Consider the following 17637-nt stretch of genomic DNA (forward strand, 5'->3'; position numbering starts at 1 on the left):
ACACTGAACGCGGTAGGCCCCAGGGGGAGGGATGCGGTGCTCAGACGGCTGCACGGACGCGGGGCGCTCTTCGACACCGAACCGCCGGGGCTCGCGCCCCGGCTCGTCGGGCTGAGACCGCATCATCACATCGCCGCTCCACTGGAGCATCCGCACGAACCGCCGTTCGTGGTGCTCACCGCCGGGCGCGGACTCGGCAAGAGCGCGGTCCTCGGCGAGCTGCGCGCCGCCTACCAGGGGCACACCCCGGTCGCGCTGATCGACTGCGAGGACCCGCAGTTCACCCGGTCGCCCGAACGGCACCCCGCACAGGCGTGGTCGCCGCTCACGCAGGCGCTCCTCGTCATCGCCGAACAGCTCGCCGAACCGGTCACCGGCGCCCGGCGCCTCGCCTTCCCACGGCTGATGTCGGGCCTGATCGCGGTGGCCGCCGGCGGCTGGGGCGACGCCGACCGCGAGCGCATCCGCTGGGAGGTCCAGCGGATGCTGCTGCTCAACGAGAGCGGCTCGTGGTTCACCGGGTTCGCCGCGCGCTGGGCGGGCCGGGTGGTCTCGAAGGCGGTCGCGGCGGCCATCAGCGACGACCCGCTGGTCTCCGCGGTCATCGAAGCCACCCTGGAAGCGATGACGGAACGTTCCGCGAGCACCCGCCAGCGCAGGGCGTCCACCTGGTACCGCGCGTATCCGAACGCCGGTGACCGTGCCGAACTCGGACTGCGCCTGCTCTCCGACCACTTCAGGGCCGGCGGCACCTCGCGCGAGCACGCCGAGCGCTATCTCGTACGGGCCCTGCTCGCCGACCTCACCGACGCCTACGCCGGGGTACGGGCCCATCTGCAGCGCCTGGGCCGCCCGCTCGTCCTGGTCGACAACGCGCAGGGCTCGCCGGGGCGTGAGCTCATCGAGCAGGTACTGCGCGACCGGGCCGACGGCATCACCGACCAGGTCGCGTTCGTCGCCGCGCTGCGCGGCAGCGGCCAGTCCGCGCTGCGCAACGCGGTACGCCGGGACCTGCGTGAGACCGCCCAGCGCACCCGCTGGACACCGGGCGACGCCGTGTCCTCCCGGGCCCTGCTGGTGTCGCTGCCGCCGCTGACCTCCGACGACACGCTGCACATCGTCGACGCGGTCTGTACGGGCACGGCGGTCCCCGTCCCCGCCGAACTCCCGCCCGCCACACACCGGTTGACGTGCGGGAATCCGCTGGGCATCGCCCTGCTCGCCGAGTCGGCCCGGCAGAACCTGCCCCAACTGCCGCCCACCGCCCCCTTCGGCGCCCTGCTCACCGCCGAACTCGTCCTGCACGAGGACCGCGAGGGCCGTCCCGCCTACCGCGAACTCCTCGACCGGCTCGTCCCCGCCGACCGGATCGACGAACTGACCGTGCTGGCCGCCGCCCACGACCACGACTCCGCCTGCGCGCTCGCCGCCTCCCAACTCCCGGACGACTTCGGCCCGTCGAGCGTCCGCGCGCTGGAGACCCGGCTCGTGACGGAGGGACTGCCCGCCGTCCCCGGCCAGTTCGTCGGCGACGCCTTCGTCCGCACCCTGCTCCTGCTGCGCCTGCACCACCGGCACTCCGACCACGGCAAGTGGCGGGACGTCCACGAGACCCTCATCCAGCACTACGAGGGACCCGAACCGTCGAGGGCCCGCTACCGACTCCACCACGAACTCGCCCTCGGGGACACCGGACCGGCGGTCGCGTATCTGCGCGACACCTTCCACACCCTCGACACCGGCACCTGGCTCGACACGCTGCTGTTCGTCGCGTCCGCGCCCTACTTCCACGCCCACGACGCCGAGGGCCACGACTTCGTCGGCGGCGACCACCAGCGCGCCCGCATCGCCTTCGGCCACACCGACGCCGAGCAACGGCCGCCGGACGCCGTGGACGCCGTACTGCATCTGCGGGTACGCCGACTCCTGCACGCTGTCTGGCAGTTGACCGATCCGCTGGTGCTGCCCGACCGGAAACTGTGCGACCGGCTGCGCTACGAGCTGGAGCAGCTGTCCAACGACCCGCGCGCGAGCAACGCGCTGCTGTGGCAGGCCTCGCAGGAGTGGCCCGAGGCGGCGCTCGCCGGCCGACCGCTGCGCACCCCGGGCGACGAGGACGCCGACGACGACCGGACCCGGAACCGCAACGACGGAGGCGCGTGATGGCTCGTAGCGGTGCCGGGGGTATCGGGGCGTGGCTGCGGGAGGGGGTCTGGGCGATCCCGCTGCGCCGCTATCTGGCCCTGCTGGTCACGGCGGCGGTGGTGGCCGGCACCGGGTTCGCGGTCAGGTCGCTCACGCACGACGACCGTGCCTGCGCGCCCGGGGTCGTGCGTCCGGCGGACAGTGACGAGTGCGTGGGCGTCTCGGCGACCGACTACGCCTTCGGCCGCGAGCAACTCGCCGACACCATCAGGGCGATCGACCGCGAGAACGACTCCCTCGTGCAGGGCAAGGGCGGTTACGTCACCGTCGCCCTGTTCGAGCCGTTCACCGCGAACGACGCGGACAACCTCGGGGATGTGCTGCACGAGCTGCAGGGCGCGTATCTCGCCCAGTGGAAGGTGAACCACGACGCGAACGGCGAGGGTCCGCCCATCCGGCTGGTGCTGGCCAACCCGGGTCGTACGGGCGCCTACTGGGAGCACACGGTCGACCAGCTGGAGCGGATGACGACGACCTCGGACCGGCTGCGCGCGGTCACCGGCATAGGGCTGAGCACGGAGGAGAACACCGAGGCCGTCAGGGAGCTGACGAGGCGCGGTATCCCCGTCGTCGGCACGTCCATCACCGCAGACAGTCTCGCCAACGGCCGGCAGGGCAGCCCACAGGGCATGAAGCCCTTCCCGGGGCTCGCCCGCACCGCCCCGACGAACACCGACGAGGCCCGCGCGCTCGCCTCCTTCGCCAAGGTGGCGGCCGACAGGGCGGTGCTGGTGTACGACGATCCGGGCGACCCGTACACGCTCACCCTGCAGGCGTCGTTCGAGAAGCTGCTGACGGGCTCCCGGTACCAGCCGTGGCCCTTCACCCCGCTCGCCGACCGCACCAAGGAGGGCACCACCGCCAACGACTTCCGGCAGATCAGGGAGCTGGTGTGCGACACCGCGCCCGGCGTGACCACCATCCTGTTCGCCGGACGCCACACGCAGCTGCGCCAGTTCATCAACGCGCTCGGCGAACGAGGCTGCCAGCAGCGGGAGTTCACCATCCTCACCGGGGACGACGCCTCGTACCTCACGGGCGACAGGAAGCTCGACCCGGAGGCCCTCAAGCACGGCATCTCGGTGCGCTACAGCGCCCTCGCCCATCCGGACGCCTGGCTCAAGAACCCCCCGAAGACCGGGGGTTCGGCGGCGGACGCCCAGGAGCTGAACGAACTGCTGACCGCCGCCCAGGGCAACAAGGCCGGAAAGACCGACCGGCCCTCGCCGATCGGCACCATCGACCTGGAGGACGGTCAGCTCATCGTGGCGTACGACGCGATGCGGCTCACCGTCGAGGGCGTCCGCGAGGCAACCCCGCGCGGCCAGGAGGCGCCCACCCTCGCCGACGTGGGCGACGAGTGGACGCTCATCAAGGGCTCGTCGGGCCGGGTGAACGGCGCGAGCGGCTGGATCTGCCTGGACAACTACGGCAACCCGTACGACAAGGCGGTGCCGATCGTGGAACTGACCCCCGACCGCCACGCCCGCTTCGTCGAGATCGCCTGGCCGACGGGCAAGCCACCGGAGAAGGACTGCCTGCCCCCGTCATAGCCGTCCGGCTACCGGACTCACACGCCCGCGTACGAGTGCTTGCCGCTGACGAAGATGTTGACGCCGTAGTAGTTGAAGAGGAAGCACGCGAAGGCGATCAGCGCGATGTACGCGGCCTTGCGGCCCTTCCAGCCGGCCGTGGCGCGGGCGTGCAGGTAGGTGGCGTAGGCGACCCAGGTGATGAACGCCCAGGTCTCCTTCGGGTCCCAGCCCCAGTAGCGGCCCCACGCGTCGCCCGCCCAGATCGCGCCCGCGATGATCGTGAACGTCCACAGCGGGAAGACGGCCGCGTTGACGCGGTACGAGAACTTGTCGAGGGACGCCGAGGCGGGCAGCCGTTCCATGACGGAGGTCGCGAAGGTGCCGGGCTTGCCGCCGGACGCGAGCTTGTTCTCGTACGAGTCCTTGAAGAGGTACAGGATCGTGGCGACCGCGCCCACGTAGAAGACGGCGCCGCAGAGGATCGCCGTGGAGACGTGGATGTACAGCCAGTACGAGTGGAGCGCGGGCACCAGCTGGTCGCTGGCCGTGTAGAGCACGGTGACGGCGAGACCGAGGTCGAGGAGGACCGTCGTGACCAGGGGGAGGCCGAGCCAGCGGATGTCCTTCTTCAGCGCGAGGAAGACGAGGTACACGCCCACGGCGGTGGTGGAGAAGGTGAGGTTGAACTCGTACATGTTGCCCCACGGCGCCCGCTGCACGGACAGCGCGCGGGCCAGCACCCCGCCGAACTCCACCAGGAACGCGACCACCGTGAGGGAGACGGCGATACGCCCGTAGAGGTCGCCCTGCACGTCCCCGCCGTGGGCGCCGGGTCCGTCCGGCACGTCCCGGGCACCGGCGGCGGCCCGCACGACGACCTTCGGCCGCTCCATCACAGCCGTCCCGCCGGCGTTCTTGACGGTCACCTCCGGCGCCTTCGCCCCGGCAGCGCCGGCCGGCTTCGCGGTGAGCGCGGCGGCCGTCCGGCTGACCTTGCTGCGACTGCCGAAGATCCACTCGGCGATGTAGGTGAAGAAGGCCAGGGTGTAGACGGCCATCGACGAGTAGATCAGCGTGTTGCTGATGTTCGCGAGGTGCTCGTTGGTGGCGGTGGCGAGAGTGGTCGCGGTGGCGAGAGCAGACATTTACTTCTCAGCCCCTTCAGCAGGTACGGCTTGGGGATCGGGGTCGGGGGTGGGGTCAAGGGTGATGGCGTCGGGCGCGCCCTGCGCCTGGTCGTACAGGGTTCCGGCGAGGTCGCCCAGTTCCTCCGGCACCTTCGCGGACTCGCTGCGGCCGAGGCCGCCCATCTCGACGACGGTGACGCCGTCCGGGCCCTTCACCGCCCGCACCCACACCCGTCGGCGCTGGATGAACAGGGAGCCGGCGAGGCCGAAGATGGCGACGATCGCGCCGCCGAGCGCCCAGTCGGCGGCGGGCTGCCGGGTGACCTGGAAGTTGGCCCACTCCTGGGTGCCCTCGTAGGTGATCGAGCCGGCGCCGCCCGGGAGCTGCATGGTCTCGCCGGGCTTCAGGTTCTCGCGCACCTGCTTGCCCTTGGAGTCCTTGTAGGCCTTCATGTGGGTCTTGTCGAGCTGGTACACGCTCTGCGGGAGACCCGCGTTGACCCCGAGGTCGCCGTGGTAGGGCGCCAGGTTCAGCACCGGGTTCTCCAGGGCGGGGAACTGCGAGGCGATCTCGTTGCCCGGCACGTACGTGGGCAGGAAGAAGGCCTGGATGCCGAGCTGTTCCTCGACTCCCTTGGGGTCGCGGTAGCCGTCCATGACCTTGATCGCACCGGAGGAGGTGACGTTGGAGTCGAGGGGCAGGAGAGCGACGCCCTGGTCGAAGACGACATCGCCCTTGCCGTCGCGGACGACGATGACGGGCGCGTAGCCGTGGGCGGTGAGGTAGACCTTCGAGTCGCCGATCACCAGCGGCTCGTTGACCTTGACGGTGCGCTTCCTGTCCTTGCCGTACGCGCCGACGCTGTAGTCGAGGTCGGCCTGGTAGGTGCGCGGGGTGCCTCGGTTGGGCCCCGTCTCCTCGTACGTGCCCTTGAAGTCCTTCAGGGTGAAACTGAAGGGGTCGAGGTCGTCGGTGTCGAAGAGGGTGCCGGACTTGAAGTCGTCGTACTGGGTGAGGGTGTTGGAGAACCCGTCGCCCTCGACGATCAGTTTGTTGCCCTCCATCTTGAACAACTGACCCCAGGCGAACGAGGTCAGCATCACGATCAGCGCGATGTGGAAGGCGAGGTTGCCGACCTCGCGCAGATAGCCCTTCTCGGCGGCGACCGCGTCCCCGGCGAGATGAGCGCGGAAGCGGCGCTCCCTCAGCAGTACGAGGGCTGCCTCACGGACCTGCTCGGGCTCGGCCTCCGTACGCCATGTCGTGTAGGCGGGCAGCCGGGTCAGACGGCGGGGGGCGCCCGGCGGGCGGCTGCGCAGCTGGCCCACGAACTGCCAGGTGCGGGGCACGATGCAGCCGATGAGGGAGATGAACAGCAGGATGTAGATCGCCGAGAACCACACCGAGCTGTAGACGTGGAACAGGCCGAGCTTCTCGTAGAGCGGCCCGAGGAAACTGTGCCGCTGCATGAAGTCGGCGACCTTGGTCGCGTCCGTCCCGGACTGCGGGATCAGCGAGCCGGGGATCGCCCCGAGCGACAGCAGGAACAGCAGCAGCAGGGCGACCCGCATGGAGGTGAGCTGGCGCCAGAACCAGCGGGCCCAGCCGATGACACCGAGGCCCGGCAGGCCCGGCGCGTCCTCCTGGGGGGCGGTGGACAGCTGGGAGGCGGCGGCGCCGAGGTCCTGGTCGTCACCGCTCTCGGGGGCGGGGGCAGGCGTGCTGCCGGTGGTGGTGCTGTTGCTCATCGGTCAGATCCCCACAGTGAAGCCGTTGGACCAGGTCTGCATCTCCTGCACCAGACGGTCCCACGCGCCGGTAAGGAGCAGCACACCGGTAAGGATCATCATCGTGCCGCCGATGCGCATGACCCACACATAGTGGCGCTTGACCCAGCCGAAAGCACCGAGTGCCTTGCGGAAGGCGACCGCCGCGAGCACGAACGGGACACCGAGGCCGACGCAGTACGCGACCGTCAGTACGGCCCCGCGCCCGGCGCTGGCCTGGTCGAAGGCGAGGCTGTTGACGGAGGCGAGGGTCGGGCCGATGCAGGGCGTCCAGCCGATGCCGAACAGCGCGCCGAGGAGGGGAGCGCCGACGAGCCCGGTGGCGGGCTTCTTGTGGAAGCGGAACTCGCGCTGGGTGAGCCAGGGCATCATGCCCATGTAGAAGACGCCCATGAGGATCATGAGGACGCCGAGCACCTTGGACAGCGTGCCCTGGTGCTCCTGCAGCGTCTGCCCGAAGTATCCGAACAGGGCGCCCGTGGACACGAACACCGCGGTGAACCCGAGCACGAAGAGCGAGGCGCCGGCGACCATCCGCCCCTTGCGGGCGTCGCCGAGATCGGTACCGGTGACGCCGGTGACGTACGACAGATAGCCGGGTACGAGGGGCAGCACGCACGGCGAGAAGAAGGAGACGAGACCGCCCAGCAGGGCGATCGGCAGGGCCAGTATCAGGGCCCCGCTCATCACTGTCTCGTTGCGCCCGGTGAGGGAGGCGGCGAACGTGACGAGCTCGGGCGCCTGGGACATCCCGCTCACGTCACTTCTCCGCGAGGACGGGGTCGATCATCTTGCGCAGGTTGTCCTCACTGAGGGCTTCGAGCGCGCGGGCGGCGATCTTCCCCTCCCGGTCGAGGACGAGGGTGGAGGGGATCAGCTTCGGGTTGAGGGTGCCCTTCTTGAAGCGGAGCATCAGCTTGCCCGTGGGGTCGTAGAGACTCGGGTACGTGACCCCGTACCCCTTCTCGAAGGCGACCGCCGGGAGTTTGCTGCCGTCGCGGGTGTTGATGCCGACGAACTCGACGCCCTTGCCCTTGAGGTCGGCGGAGACCTTGACGAAGTTCTTCGCCTCAAGGCGGCAGGGCCCGCACCACGAACCCCAGATGTTGACGACGACGACCTTGCCCTTGTAGTCGGCCACGTCGAGCTGCTTGCCGTCGAGGGTCTCGCCGGAGAGGTCGGGCGCGGCGGACCGTTTCCCCTGGCCGACGTGCGCGATGCCGTCGTTGCCGGTGACGAAGTTGGTGTCGCCGGAACCCCCGGACGTACCGCCCGAGCCGCACGCGGTCAGGGCCAGCGCGGAGGCGGCGACAGCGGCGGTGAGCAGGGCGGCTCGACGACTACGGGCATGACCACGAGGACGGTTCGAGCACAGGGGGACGCGGCTGTCGGCACTCATGTGAAAAGTTTCGCATGTCCGTTCCGAGGATCTTGCGCACCCCCCTTGCGGGCTGAAACCCGCCTTTCAGGCGGCCTTTCCGCTCCATCCGGCACCGACGGCGGAAGTCCCGGTAGAGGTCCCGGTAGAGGTCTTCTGCGGGTCGGCCAGGAAGCCGTTCCAGCCGCCCACCGGCTGCTGCCCGACATCGAGGGTCCGCAGCTTCTCCAGCACCTCCGGCTTCTGTACGTCCATCCAGTCGACGAACTGCCGGAAGGAGACGAGCCGGACGTCCTCGCCCTTCTCCTTCTCCCGCGCGATGTGCTTGAGGGCGGCCTCGACGGCGTCCATGTAGATGCCGCCGTTCCAGTGCTCGAAGTGGTTGCCGACGAAGAAGGGGGCGCGGTTCGTCTCGTACGCCCGCTGGAAACCGGCGATGTAGGCGCCGGCGGCCTGCTCGCGCCAGGCGGGGTAGTTGTGGGCGGGGGCGTTGGTCGAGTTGATCGACTGGTTGGCCAGCATGTTGTAGTCCATGGAGAGGACCTCGAACTTACGGCCGGGGAAAGGTATCGCCTGGAGGGGCAGGTCCCAGACGCCGTTCGTCTTCGTGGGCCACACCTGCCGGCCGCCGGGCGAGGAGGCGTCGTAGCGCCAGCCGAGGGAGCGGGCGGTGGGGAGCAGGTTGTTCTGGCCGAGGAGACAGGGCGTACGGCCGCCGATGAGCTCACGGTCGTAGTCGAAGGGGAGCGCGGGCAGGTCGGTCCACCCGGTGTTGGTGCGCCACTCCTTCACGAAGCCCTTGGCCTGCTGTATCTCGCTGCGCCACTGCTGGGGCGTCCAGTTGGCGACCGTGCCGTAGCCGGAGCAGAAGTGGCCGTTGAAGTGGGTGCCTATCTCGTGCCCGTCGAGCCAGGCCTGCCGGACGTTGGTGAGGGTCGCCTTGACGTGCTCGTCGGTGAGGTAGCCGATGTCGGAGGCGCCGGGGGCGTTGTTCGGCGGGAGGTACTTGCGCTTCTGCGACTCGGGGAGGAGGTAGAGCCCGGAGAGGAAGAAGGTCATGTGGGCGCCGTGCGTCTTAGCCAGCTCGAGGAAGCGGGGGAAGAGGCCGTTGCCGACCTCTCCCGCCCCGTCCCAGGAGAAGATCACGAACTGCGGCGGGGTCTGGCCCGGCTCCAGCGGCACGGGCTTGCCGGGCTGGTGGGGCTGCTTGCCGGTGAAGGAGGTGGAGCCGTCGCCTATGGGCCTGGCGGTGGCGGTGGGCGACGGCTTGCTCGAAGGCCGCGTCTTCCCGCCGGAACCTCCGGACCCCTTCGACCCCTCTTGCAGAACGGTTCCGCAGCCGGCGGTACCGAGCGCGGCGGCGGCTCCGAGGCCCAGGCCGAGCGCCCCCCGCCGGCTGAAGCCGCCGACGCCGTTCTTGTCGTGCATGGGGTCCCCATTCGTCGTACTCGCTGATGGTCACCCAGTCAGAGGGGACGACGAACAGGGAGGTTCCCCGTATTGTCACGCACTTCGGAACAATTGCAACAACTGTGTCACTAATCACTCAACGGACGAAATTTTCCGAAGTGTTGGTTGAAGTGGTGGTTGAGGTGTTGGTTGTAGTGCTGGTTGAGGTGCTGGTTGAGGTGTCGGTTGAAGCGTGAAAGGCGGCGCTGAGCGACTACGCCCCGAACGCCTTGTCCTTGCCCTTCACCGGCTTGGCGCCGGCGAGCAGATGGGCCGGGACGAGATCACGGGCGGGCTCGCTGTAACCGACGGACACGATCCTGTCGCCGCGGTAGGTGAAGGTCGTGAGGGAGGCGAGCGTGCACTGCCGCTTGCGCGGGTCGTGCCAGAGCCGCCGCCGCTCCGCATAGCTGCGCACGATCCAGATCGGCAGCTGATGACTGACGAGCACGGCCTCGTGGCCACGCGCGGCGTCCTTGGCGGCGTCCAGTGCCCCCATCATCCGTACGACCTGATCGACGTACGGCTCCCCCCAGGACGGCTTGAACGGGTTGACCAGGTGCTTCCAGTTCTCGGGCCGCTTGAGGGCGCCGTCCCCGACGCCGAAGGTCTTCCCCTGGAAGACGTTCTCGGCCTCGATGAGCCGCGCGTCGGTGGCGATGTCGAGCCCGTGCGCCTTCGCGATGGGCGTCGCGGTCTCCTGCGCCCGCTCCAGCGGGGAGGCACCGACGTACGTCACATCGCGCGAGGCGAGATGCTCGGCGACCCGGTCGGCCATCCGCCGGCCCAGCTCGGAGAGGTGGTAGCCGTCCAGCCGCCCGTACAACACCCCGTCGGGGTTGGCGACTTCACCGTGCCGCATGAGGTGTACGACGGTGATGTCCGCGCTGGAATCGTTCGTCCCGCTGTTGATGTCGCTCATGCTGCTGTGGCCTCCGCCGCCGCACGGGCCGCCGCCGGAAGGGCGTCGGCGATTTTCTGGATGGCCCGCTCGTCGTGCGCCGTGGAGACGAACCAGGACTCGAAGGACGACGGCGGGAGATAGACGCCGTTCGCCAGCATGGACTGGAAGAACGCGGTGAAGCGGAACGACTCCTGCGTCTTGGCGTCCTCGTAGTCGCGCACCGGCCGGTCGGTGAAGAACACGGAGAACATGTTGGAGGCGTTCTGCACGGTGTGCGCGACGCCCTCCTTGCTCAGCGCCTCACCGACCAGCCCCTGGAGCTGCGCGGAGACGGCGTCGACGGTGACGTACGCGGCCTCGTCGAGCAGCCGCAGCTGGGCGAGCCCGGCGGCGGTCGCGATCGGGTTACCGGAGAGGGTGCCGGCCTGGTAGACGGGCCCGGCGGGGGCCAGGTGGGCCATGACGTCGGCACGCCCCCCGAAGGCGGCGGCGGGGAACCCCCCGCCCATGACCTTCCCGAAGGTCATGAGGTCGGGCCGCACACCGTCGATCCCGAACCAGCCGCTCCGGCTGGTACGGAACCCGGTCATGACCTCGTCGGACACGTACAGCGCGCCATTGGCGGCACACGCGTCCTTGAGCCCTTGGTTGAACCCGGGCAGCGGCGGTACGACGCCCATGTTGCCCGGGGATGCCTCGGTGATCAGGCAGGCGATCTCGCCGGGGTGCGCGGCGAAGGCGGCGTGCACAGCGTCGAGGTCGTTGTAGGGGAGCACGATCGTGTCGCCGGCCTGGGCGCCGGTGACGCCGGGGGTGTCGGGCAGCGCGAACGTGGCGACACCGGAGCCGGCCGCCGCCAGCAGCGAATCGACGTGACCGTGGTAACACCCGGCGAACTTGATCACCTTGGAGCGCCGGGTGAACCCGCGGGCGAGGCGGATCGCCGACATGGTGGCCTCGGTCCCGCTGGACACGAGCCGCACCTGATCGAGGGGGTCGATACGGGCGACCATCTCCTCGGCGAGCGCGACCTCGCCCTCCCCCGGCGTACCGAAGGACGTACCCCGCGACACGGCATCCTGGACGGCGGCGATGACCTCGGGGCGGGAGTGCCCGAGGATCATCGGACCCCAGGAGCAGACCAGGTCGACGTACTCGCGCCCGTCGGCGTCGGTGAGATACGGGCCACGCCCCGACACCATGAACCGGGGCGTACCGCCCACGGCACGGAAAGCCCGCACCGGCGAGTTGACCCCGCCGGGTGTGACTCCCGTCGCACGGTCGAAGAGGCCCTGAGAGACGGGCGCTTCATAGGGATAGGGCAACCTGTCGGCCGTTCCGCCGGCTGCCCCGCTGGTTGACCCGCTTGACGTTTCGCTCATGACCTGCGACTTCTCCGACTTCTCGGACTCCGGTTGCCAGTGACCCCCTCAGGGTAGGCGGCGGGACAGCGGGGCGTCGGCCCCACCCGTCTGCGAAACTGGGACCGGACACACACGAGGTACACAGAGACACGCAGCTCATCGAGCCGTACATACGGACGATGGGCGGACGATGGTGTTCAGAGGCTGCGAAGATCCTGCGGACAGGTGTTTCAACGCACGTTTCGGCGGGCGGACGTGGGGGAGGTCACTGACACGATGATCGGGTTGCGCGACGGGGCTCGCGCGTCCTAGAACAGCAGTCGGGTGGAGATATGCATCGCGGTGGCGGACTGGGCGAGGGGACTGACGACCTGGGTCCTCGACGTGCCCGGCGGGGAAGGCACCGACGCGACGTGGAGGAAGCGGCAGCGGCAGAAGCGGCACGACAGGCGCAGGCCCCGGGAATGGGACCTGGGCAGGCGATCGGTCCTGGGCAGAGCCCGGGGTCGACAGTTTCGAACGGTGTGCCCGAGAGCGTCGACCGGAGGGTCGAGCGGCTCCGGGCAGCGAGCGGGAATGGTGGTCGGGTGGGGGTGACGTACAAATACTTCGGCGCGCCGGACGGCGCCACGGCAGCCCGCGTCCCGATCTCGATGCGCCCCGAGGAACTCGGCGGCGACGAACTCGGCATGAACGGCATGTTCACCAAGATCAAGCCCGAGACGATGGCCGCGATGGTCCTCACGGGCATCGAGGGCGTCCCCCTCAACAAGGTGCCCCCACTGGAACTCGTCGTCCTGCACCCGGACTACGCGGTCGTGAAACTCCCGATGACCGTGGTCGACCCGCTACGCGGCATAGGCGAGGAGGCGGTCGGCGCGGCGGCCTTCATCTGGTCGACGGTGCCGGACCGCGGAGGGCCGCGAGACGCGTACAACGTGTACCAACTGCTGCACGAGTGGCAGGACTTCAGTCATCGGTTGCATGAGGCGGGGCATCAGCCTTATTGCCTTGTCTGGCCGTGAGCTGGGGTTTCGTGGGATTCGGGCGGGGTCTTCGGGCCTCGCCTTTTTCATGTCCCCGGAGTGGGCGTCAGGCGGCCAGGGCACATTGAGGGCACATGGGTTTCGGCGGGGGCACTGATGTGCCCTGGTCGGCAGGCGGGTCGCCGTCGTCCTCCGCCTCGGCTTCCGTGAGGGCGTCGTCGATCGCCTTGCGGGTGCGGGTCTCGCTGGACGGCAGCAGATGCGTGTACGTCCGCAGCGTGAAGCCCGGGTCCGAGTGACCGAGGTACTCGGAGAGCGCCTTGATGCTCTCCCCCGCGTCCAGGAGCACGGAGGCGTAGGCGTGCCGGAGGGCGTGCATGCCGTCTTCCGGGGCCGCCTGGAGGTAGCGCGCGCCGCGCTCGCGCGGAGGGATCACGCCGGCAGCAGCCAGGGCGAGCTTCCAGGCGCCCATGTTGAAGACGCTGCGGTTGTAGGCCCGGCTCTTCTCGTCGACGAAGAGGAGGCGGAAGGTCTTCGGTTCGCCGTCCGGCTTGGCCCAGGGCAGCGTGACGGCGACGGGTGGGAACTCCTTCATGTGGGCCTTGAGGGCGGCGGCAAGTTGGGCCGGCAGGGGCACTGACCGGATCTTGTTGCCCTTGGGCAGGGCGAACACAGGCTTCGTACCGACCAGCCGCACCTGTCGGTTGACGTGGATCCAGCCGCCCTTGAAGTCGATGTCGTCGACTGCGAAGCCGAACACCTCGCCCTGGCGCAGGCCGCAGCCGAAAGCGAGATTGCCACCGGCCTGGAAGCGTTTCGGGAGTCCGGCGACGACCGCGCGTACGCGTTCCAACGACCAAGGAATGATCTTCTTCTTGGTAGCCGTCGGTAGCTTGACCGACTTAGCCTTGCAGGGGTTCTTCGGCAGCAACCCGTCCTCCACGGCCGCGCCGAGGATGCTGGAGAGGATGTCGAAGATGCCCTCGATCGTCGACGCCTCAAGGCCGCTGTCCTGGAGCGTACGGACCCAACCCTGAATGAGCGAGGGCTGGTTGAGGGACCGCAGTTCGCGTCGTCCGAGGTGTTCGACGATGTGGTTGCGGACGGTCGCCTCATAGCGGAGCGCGGTTGTCGGGCCGACAGAGTTCGCGTCGAGCCACTTCTGCGCGTAGGCGCCGAGCGTCTGCTTCGTCTCGGCCGGGACGACGTAGGAGCCGCGACGGATCTCGACGTCGACCTCGGCGGCGCGGTTGTCCGCCTCGGCCTTCGTGTGGAAGTTCTCCTTGCGCTGACGGCCGTCCAGGTCTCGGTACCGGACCTGCCAACGCTTGCCGATGCCGTGATCGGCGGTGGGGACGGCCCGCTTCGTTCGGCCCTTGTGCTCGCTGCACTCGGACTCGTCGGGGTTGGGGTGCGACTTGTGCCAGCGGTCGTACACGTCAGCCAAGAAGGGCCCCCTGAATGTCGTCGAGGGTCCCGCCGAAGTGGGACGCGAGGTCGCGGACTGCCCACAACGGCAGCAGGGCCGCCGGCGCGATACCGAGAGCCGCGGCGATCGTGACGAGGTCGTCGATGTCGCAGCGGCGGCGGGCGCGTTCGGTGCGGCTGAGGGCGGTGTTGGTCATCGGGCGGCCCAGTGCGGTGCAACGGGCGGCGAGCTGGTGCTGGGTCAGGCCGCGCGTGAGGCGGATGCACTCGATAGCGCGGGCGGAGTGGAGGCCGGCGGGGCCAATTTCGACAGGTCGGGATGCCATGACAGATAGCTGTAACTTGCGGCCGGGCGTTATGGCAAGAGTTGGTTCTCAAACTCTCCAAAAGTCGTTCCGGGGCAAAGTGGTGTTCGTCTCATTGAATTCCGGTACATCGCGAGCCTTTTCACTTGGAAAGCCGTGCTATCTTCCCTCCGCATCCCAGATTTGGGCGATTTGAACTATTTTCGGACGCGATGCCTGGCGGGCTGGCCGTGTCACCTACGACTGTCAGTCATAACCTCTGAGCTGCGGAGGTACCGGATTCCGACCCTTCCGGCGGTCGGTTCGCCGCAGAAAATTTCTGCATCCACTGGAGCGATTTCGGCAACCGGGGATCCGCACTTACTGTTTTGGAATCGCCGGTAACACAGAGAAGTGCTGGAGAGTTTAAGAACCAACTCTGGACTTTTCCGCCTGGGGTGTGGCTGTGTTGTCCAGGCCCGATGTCCAAGACCGAAAAGGAGCCCTGTGCCGAATACCTCCTCCCGCAATACCAACGCCCCTGCCATCGCCGAGGCTGCCAGGCGCGGCCCGCTCGCCAGCCCGGCCGAGGTCGCCGTCTACCTCGGCGTGCCCGTGAAGACCCTCTACCAGTGGAAGTACCGGGGCATCGGCCCCAACGTCCACAAGGTCGGCCGTCACCTGCGCTACCGCTGGTCCGAGGTGGACGCCTGGGTGAACTCCCAGTCCGCGTACCGCCTCGCCGTCTGAAGCCACCTTCCGGGACAACGAAACGGCCCTCGGCGAGCCAGCGCCGAGAGCCGCAGAGTCCCTGCCCCATCACCCATGAATGATCGATCCGGTGGGCCGGGCTTGCCCGTCCGGCCCACCAGGGAGGAACGCCTGTGGACGAACCTACGTCCTCCACCGCCCCCACCTCATCCTCGATGCCCGGCTTGCCACCCGTCGTCGCCATCGCCGGCCAGCTGGCCATCCCCGCTGCACCTCCCGCAGACGGGGACCGGGACGACGCGTCCTCAGCAGGGCCGCTGCCCGAGGGCGCGCAGATCCTGGCTGACCTGCGGGCGCAAATCAAGCGGTATGTGGTGATGCCGAGCGAGGAAGCCCTCACTGCGGTCACGTTGTGGATCGCGGCGACGCACCTGCAGCGCGCGTGGCAGCACGCACCACGTCTGGCGATCGTGGCTCCGGAGAAGCGGTGCGGCAAGTCACGGCTGCTGGACGTGGTGACCGAGACCGTGCGCAACCCGCTCATCACGGTCAACGCCAGCGCGGCGGCGATCTTCCGCTCGATCGACGACGAGGACCCGCCGACCCTCTTGGTCGACGAGGCCGACACCCTCTTCGGCACCGTCAAGGCGGCGGAGAAGAACGAGGAGGTGCGCGGCCTGATCAACGCCGGTCACCAGCGCAACCGGCCCACGCTCCGGGTGACCGGGCCCGAGCACAAGCCCACCGCGTTCCCCACGTTCGCCATGGCGGCGCTCGCCGGGATCGGGGACCTGCCTGACACGGTCATGGACCGGTCGGTGGTCATCCGGATGCGGCGCCGCGCGGCGGCCGAGAAGGTAGCGGCCTTCCGCACCACCCGGGACACCCCGGCCCTGCATGCGATCCGTGACCGGCTCTCGGCCTGGCTCGGGCCGCTGTACGCGCGAGCGCTGGAGATGGAGCCCGCCATGCCGGTCGAGGACCGTGCGGCCGACACCTGGGAACCCCTGGTGGTCATCGCCGACCTCGCAGCGGGCGAATGGCCCGCACTCGCCCGCACCGCCTGCCGCGTCATGACCGACTACGAGGCGGGGCAGGACGAGGAGGGCGGTCTGCGCACCCGCGTTCTGGTCGGCATCCGCCGGGCCTTCGCCGCCGAGAACGACCCCGCGGTGCTGGGCACCAGGCGCCTGCTGGAACACCTCAACGCGGACAAGGAAGCGCCGTGGGCGGAGTACGGCGCCCACGGCCTGACGCCGCGCGGCCTGCAACTGCTTCTGCAGCCCTACGGCATCGGCTCGGCCAACCGCCGCTTCCCCGACGGCACCCAGGCCAAGGGCTTCGCCCGCAACCAATTCCTCGACACCTGGGCCCGCTACTGCCCCGAACCGGGGCCTGCGGTCGAGCCCACCCGGCCAGAGGCCGAGCCACTTCCTGACAGTGCGGCCTGACCCGACTTGTCTCGTCGCACTCGTCCCCGCCCAGGTCAGCGCGGGGACGAGTGACAAGCCCGCAACGAGTCGTCTCGACATCACCACGCCACTCGTACCTGCTCTGACCAGGCATGCGACGAGTGGTACGAGACACCACACCTCACGGCGGCGTCCCCTGCCCGCGCCGACAGCCGCCGCCCAACCTCACCTGGAGTACCTCCGTTTGGCCTTCCCCACCGTCACCGCGCACTCCGCGATCCGCGTCGGCATCGCCCTGCTCGCCGCGTTCGCCTTCGCTCTCTCCTACGACGCCCTGCGGCAGATGGCCGTCGCCATCCACATCCGCGGGCTGCTCACCTACGCCTTCCCACTCGTGATCGACGGGTTCATCGCCATCGGCGTCACCGCCCTGCTCATGCTGGGCAATGCGCCACGGCTCTCACGCGCGTACGTGTGGGTGCTCGTTGGCCTGGCTACGGCGACGAGCATCTGGGCCAACGCCCTGCATGCCGTCCGCCTCAACCAGCAGACCCGCGCAAGCGACGGCCTCCGACTCGACGACGTCACCGTGGGCGTCCTGTCCGCGATCCCCCCGCTCGCCTTGGCCGGCGCCGTCCACTTCTACATCGTCATTCGACGCCAGCCCGCTCCCCACCCCCAGGAGGCCAACACCGGCAACCGCCAGGAAGCCCCCGCCCACCGCCACAACGGCAGGGACAGCGTCCAGCCCCCGACTCCTGTCGAAGACCACCCCGGTATGTTCGCTGCCCCCTCGCCGGATTCCGACGATGAGGTTCCGGCGCAGACCGCTCCAACACCCCGGCGTACCGGTCGGCCACCAAATGCGTCGCTCGAAGAGTTGCTGGCCATGGCCCGCCCTGTGGTCGAGCGCATGGGCGAGGTCGACCGTGACGCGATCGCGGAGGAGATCCGGGACGTGCACAGACGCAAGGTCTCCAACGGGCGCCTGACGAAGGTGACCGCGCTCCTCGCGGAGGAGCACGAAGCGGCGTCAGCCTCGCTCCTGCCTTCCGCCTGACGTCCC

At 69.2% G+C, this 17637-nt stretch carries 15 protein-coding genes; 6 read left to right on the forward strand and 9 right to left on the reverse strand.

Annotation, left to right across the window (positions count from 1 at the left end; genetic code table 11):
* Positions 1–36: 36 nt before the first annotated feature.
* Together STRTUCAR8_RS35505 and STRTUCAR8_RS35510 are read left to right on the forward strand one after the other, a co-directional pair.
* A complete protein-coding gene (locus STRTUCAR8_RS35505) occupies positions 37–2163 on the forward strand; it encodes a hypothetical protein (RefSeq protein ID WP_006381047.1) in 2127 nt (708 codons plus the stop codon).
* Positions 2163–3758: an ABC transporter substrate-binding protein gene (locus STRTUCAR8_RS35510; protein WP_006381072.1), complete on the forward strand. Its 1596-nt coding sequence runs from the start codon at positions 2163–2165 to the stop codon at positions 3756–3758. Before STRTUCAR8_RS35505 ends, STRTUCAR8_RS35510 begins: the two co-directional genes overlap by 1 nt.
* A 17-nt stretch (positions 3759–3775) precedes the next feature.
* On the opposite strand, the gene ccsB is transcribed toward STRTUCAR8_RS35510, so the two are convergent.
* The 7 genes from ccsB to hemL all read right to left on the reverse strand — a co-directional run bounded on the left by ccsB (position 3776) and on the right by hemL (position 11768).
* Positions 3776–4885, reverse strand: a complete 1110-nt coding sequence (ccsB, locus tag STRTUCAR8_RS35515; protein WP_006381079.1) for a c-type cytochrome biogenesis protein CcsB — start codon at positions 4883–4885, stop codon at positions 3776–3778.
* Complete coding sequence (gene resB, locus STRTUCAR8_RS35520) at positions 4886–6616, reverse strand: cytochrome c biogenesis protein ResB (protein ID WP_006381090.1); 1731 nt, start codon at positions 6614–6616, stop codon at positions 4886–4888.
* Between the two features lie 3 nt (positions 6617–6619).
* Positions 6620–7405, reverse strand: coding sequence for a cytochrome c biogenesis CcdA family protein (locus STRTUCAR8_RS35525; protein ID WP_044473466.1), 786 nt, complete (start codon positions 7403–7405; stop codon positions 6620–6622).
* A 10-nt stretch (positions 7406–7415) separates the two neighbouring features.
* Complete coding sequence (locus tag STRTUCAR8_RS35530) at positions 7416–8054, reverse strand: TlpA family protein disulfide reductase (protein ID WP_006381064.1); 639 nt, start codon at positions 8052–8054, stop codon at positions 7416–7418.
* Positions 8055–8120: 66 nt separating this feature from the next.
* Positions 8121–9461, reverse strand: coding sequence for a polysaccharide deacetylase family protein (locus STRTUCAR8_RS35535; protein WP_006381062.1), 1341 nt, complete (start codon positions 9459–9461; stop codon positions 8121–8123).
* 235 nt (positions 9462–9696) lie between these two features.
* Entirely contained in the window at positions 9697–10404 is a 708-nt protein-coding gene (locus STRTUCAR8_RS35540) for a histidine phosphatase family protein (RefSeq protein WP_006381091.1), read from the reverse strand.
* Entirely contained in the window at positions 10401–11768 is a 1368-nt protein-coding gene (gene hemL / locus STRTUCAR8_RS35545; RefSeq protein ID WP_044473460.1) for a glutamate-1-semialdehyde 2,1-aminomutase, read from the reverse strand. Before hemL ends, STRTUCAR8_RS35540 begins: the two co-directional genes overlap by 4 nt.
* 569 nt (positions 11769–12337) lie before the next feature.
* Here hemL and STRTUCAR8_RS35550 point away from each other — a divergent pair.
* Positions 12338–12775, forward strand: coding sequence for a hypothetical protein (locus STRTUCAR8_RS35550; protein WP_006381067.1), 438 nt, complete (start codon positions 12338–12340; stop codon positions 12773–12775).
* A gap of 67 nt (positions 12776–12842) precedes the next feature.
* Here the strand turns inward: STRTUCAR8_RS35550 and STRTUCAR8_RS35555 are convergent, their stop codons facing one another.
* Both STRTUCAR8_RS35555 and STRTUCAR8_RS35560 read right to left on the reverse strand, forming a co-directional pair.
* Positions 12843–14174: a tyrosine-type recombinase/integrase gene (locus tag STRTUCAR8_RS35555; protein ID WP_006381046.1), complete on the reverse strand. Its 1332-nt coding sequence runs from the start codon at positions 14172–14174 to the stop codon at positions 12843–12845.
* 1 nt (position 14175) lies between these two features.
* Positions 14176–14490, reverse strand: coding sequence for a helix-turn-helix domain-containing protein (locus STRTUCAR8_RS35560; protein WP_044473461.1), 315 nt, complete (start codon positions 14488–14490; stop codon positions 14176–14178).
* A gap of 465 nt (positions 14491–14955) precedes the next feature.
* Between STRTUCAR8_RS35560 and STRTUCAR8_RS50630 the strand changes: the two genes are divergently transcribed.
* The 3 genes from STRTUCAR8_RS50630 to STRTUCAR8_RS35575 all read left to right on the forward strand — a co-directional run bounded on the left by STRTUCAR8_RS50630 (position 14956) and on the right by STRTUCAR8_RS35575 (position 17631).
* Positions 14956–15198 (forward strand): helix-turn-helix transcriptional regulator, encoded by a 243-nt coding sequence (locus STRTUCAR8_RS50630; RefSeq protein ID WP_006381078.1) that lies wholly within the window; start codon positions 14956–14958, stop codon positions 15196–15198.
* A gap of 134 nt (positions 15199–15332) precedes the next feature.
* Positions 15333–16610, forward strand: a complete 1278-nt coding sequence (locus STRTUCAR8_RS35570; RefSeq protein ID WP_006381089.1) for a DUF3631 domain-containing protein — start codon at positions 15333–15335, stop codon at positions 16608–16610.
* Between the two features lie 205 nt (positions 16611–16815).
* Positions 16816–17631, forward strand: a complete 816-nt coding sequence (locus STRTUCAR8_RS35575) for a DUF2637 domain-containing protein (protein WP_107117891.1) — start codon at positions 16816–16818, stop codon at positions 17629–17631.
* Positions 17632–17637 lie beyond the last annotated feature (6 nt).

The organism is Streptomyces turgidiscabies Car8 (genome assembly GCF_000331005.1).
Taxonomy (GTDB): Bacteria; Actinomycetota; Actinomycetes; order Streptomycetales; family Streptomycetaceae; genus Streptomyces; species Streptomyces turgidiscabies.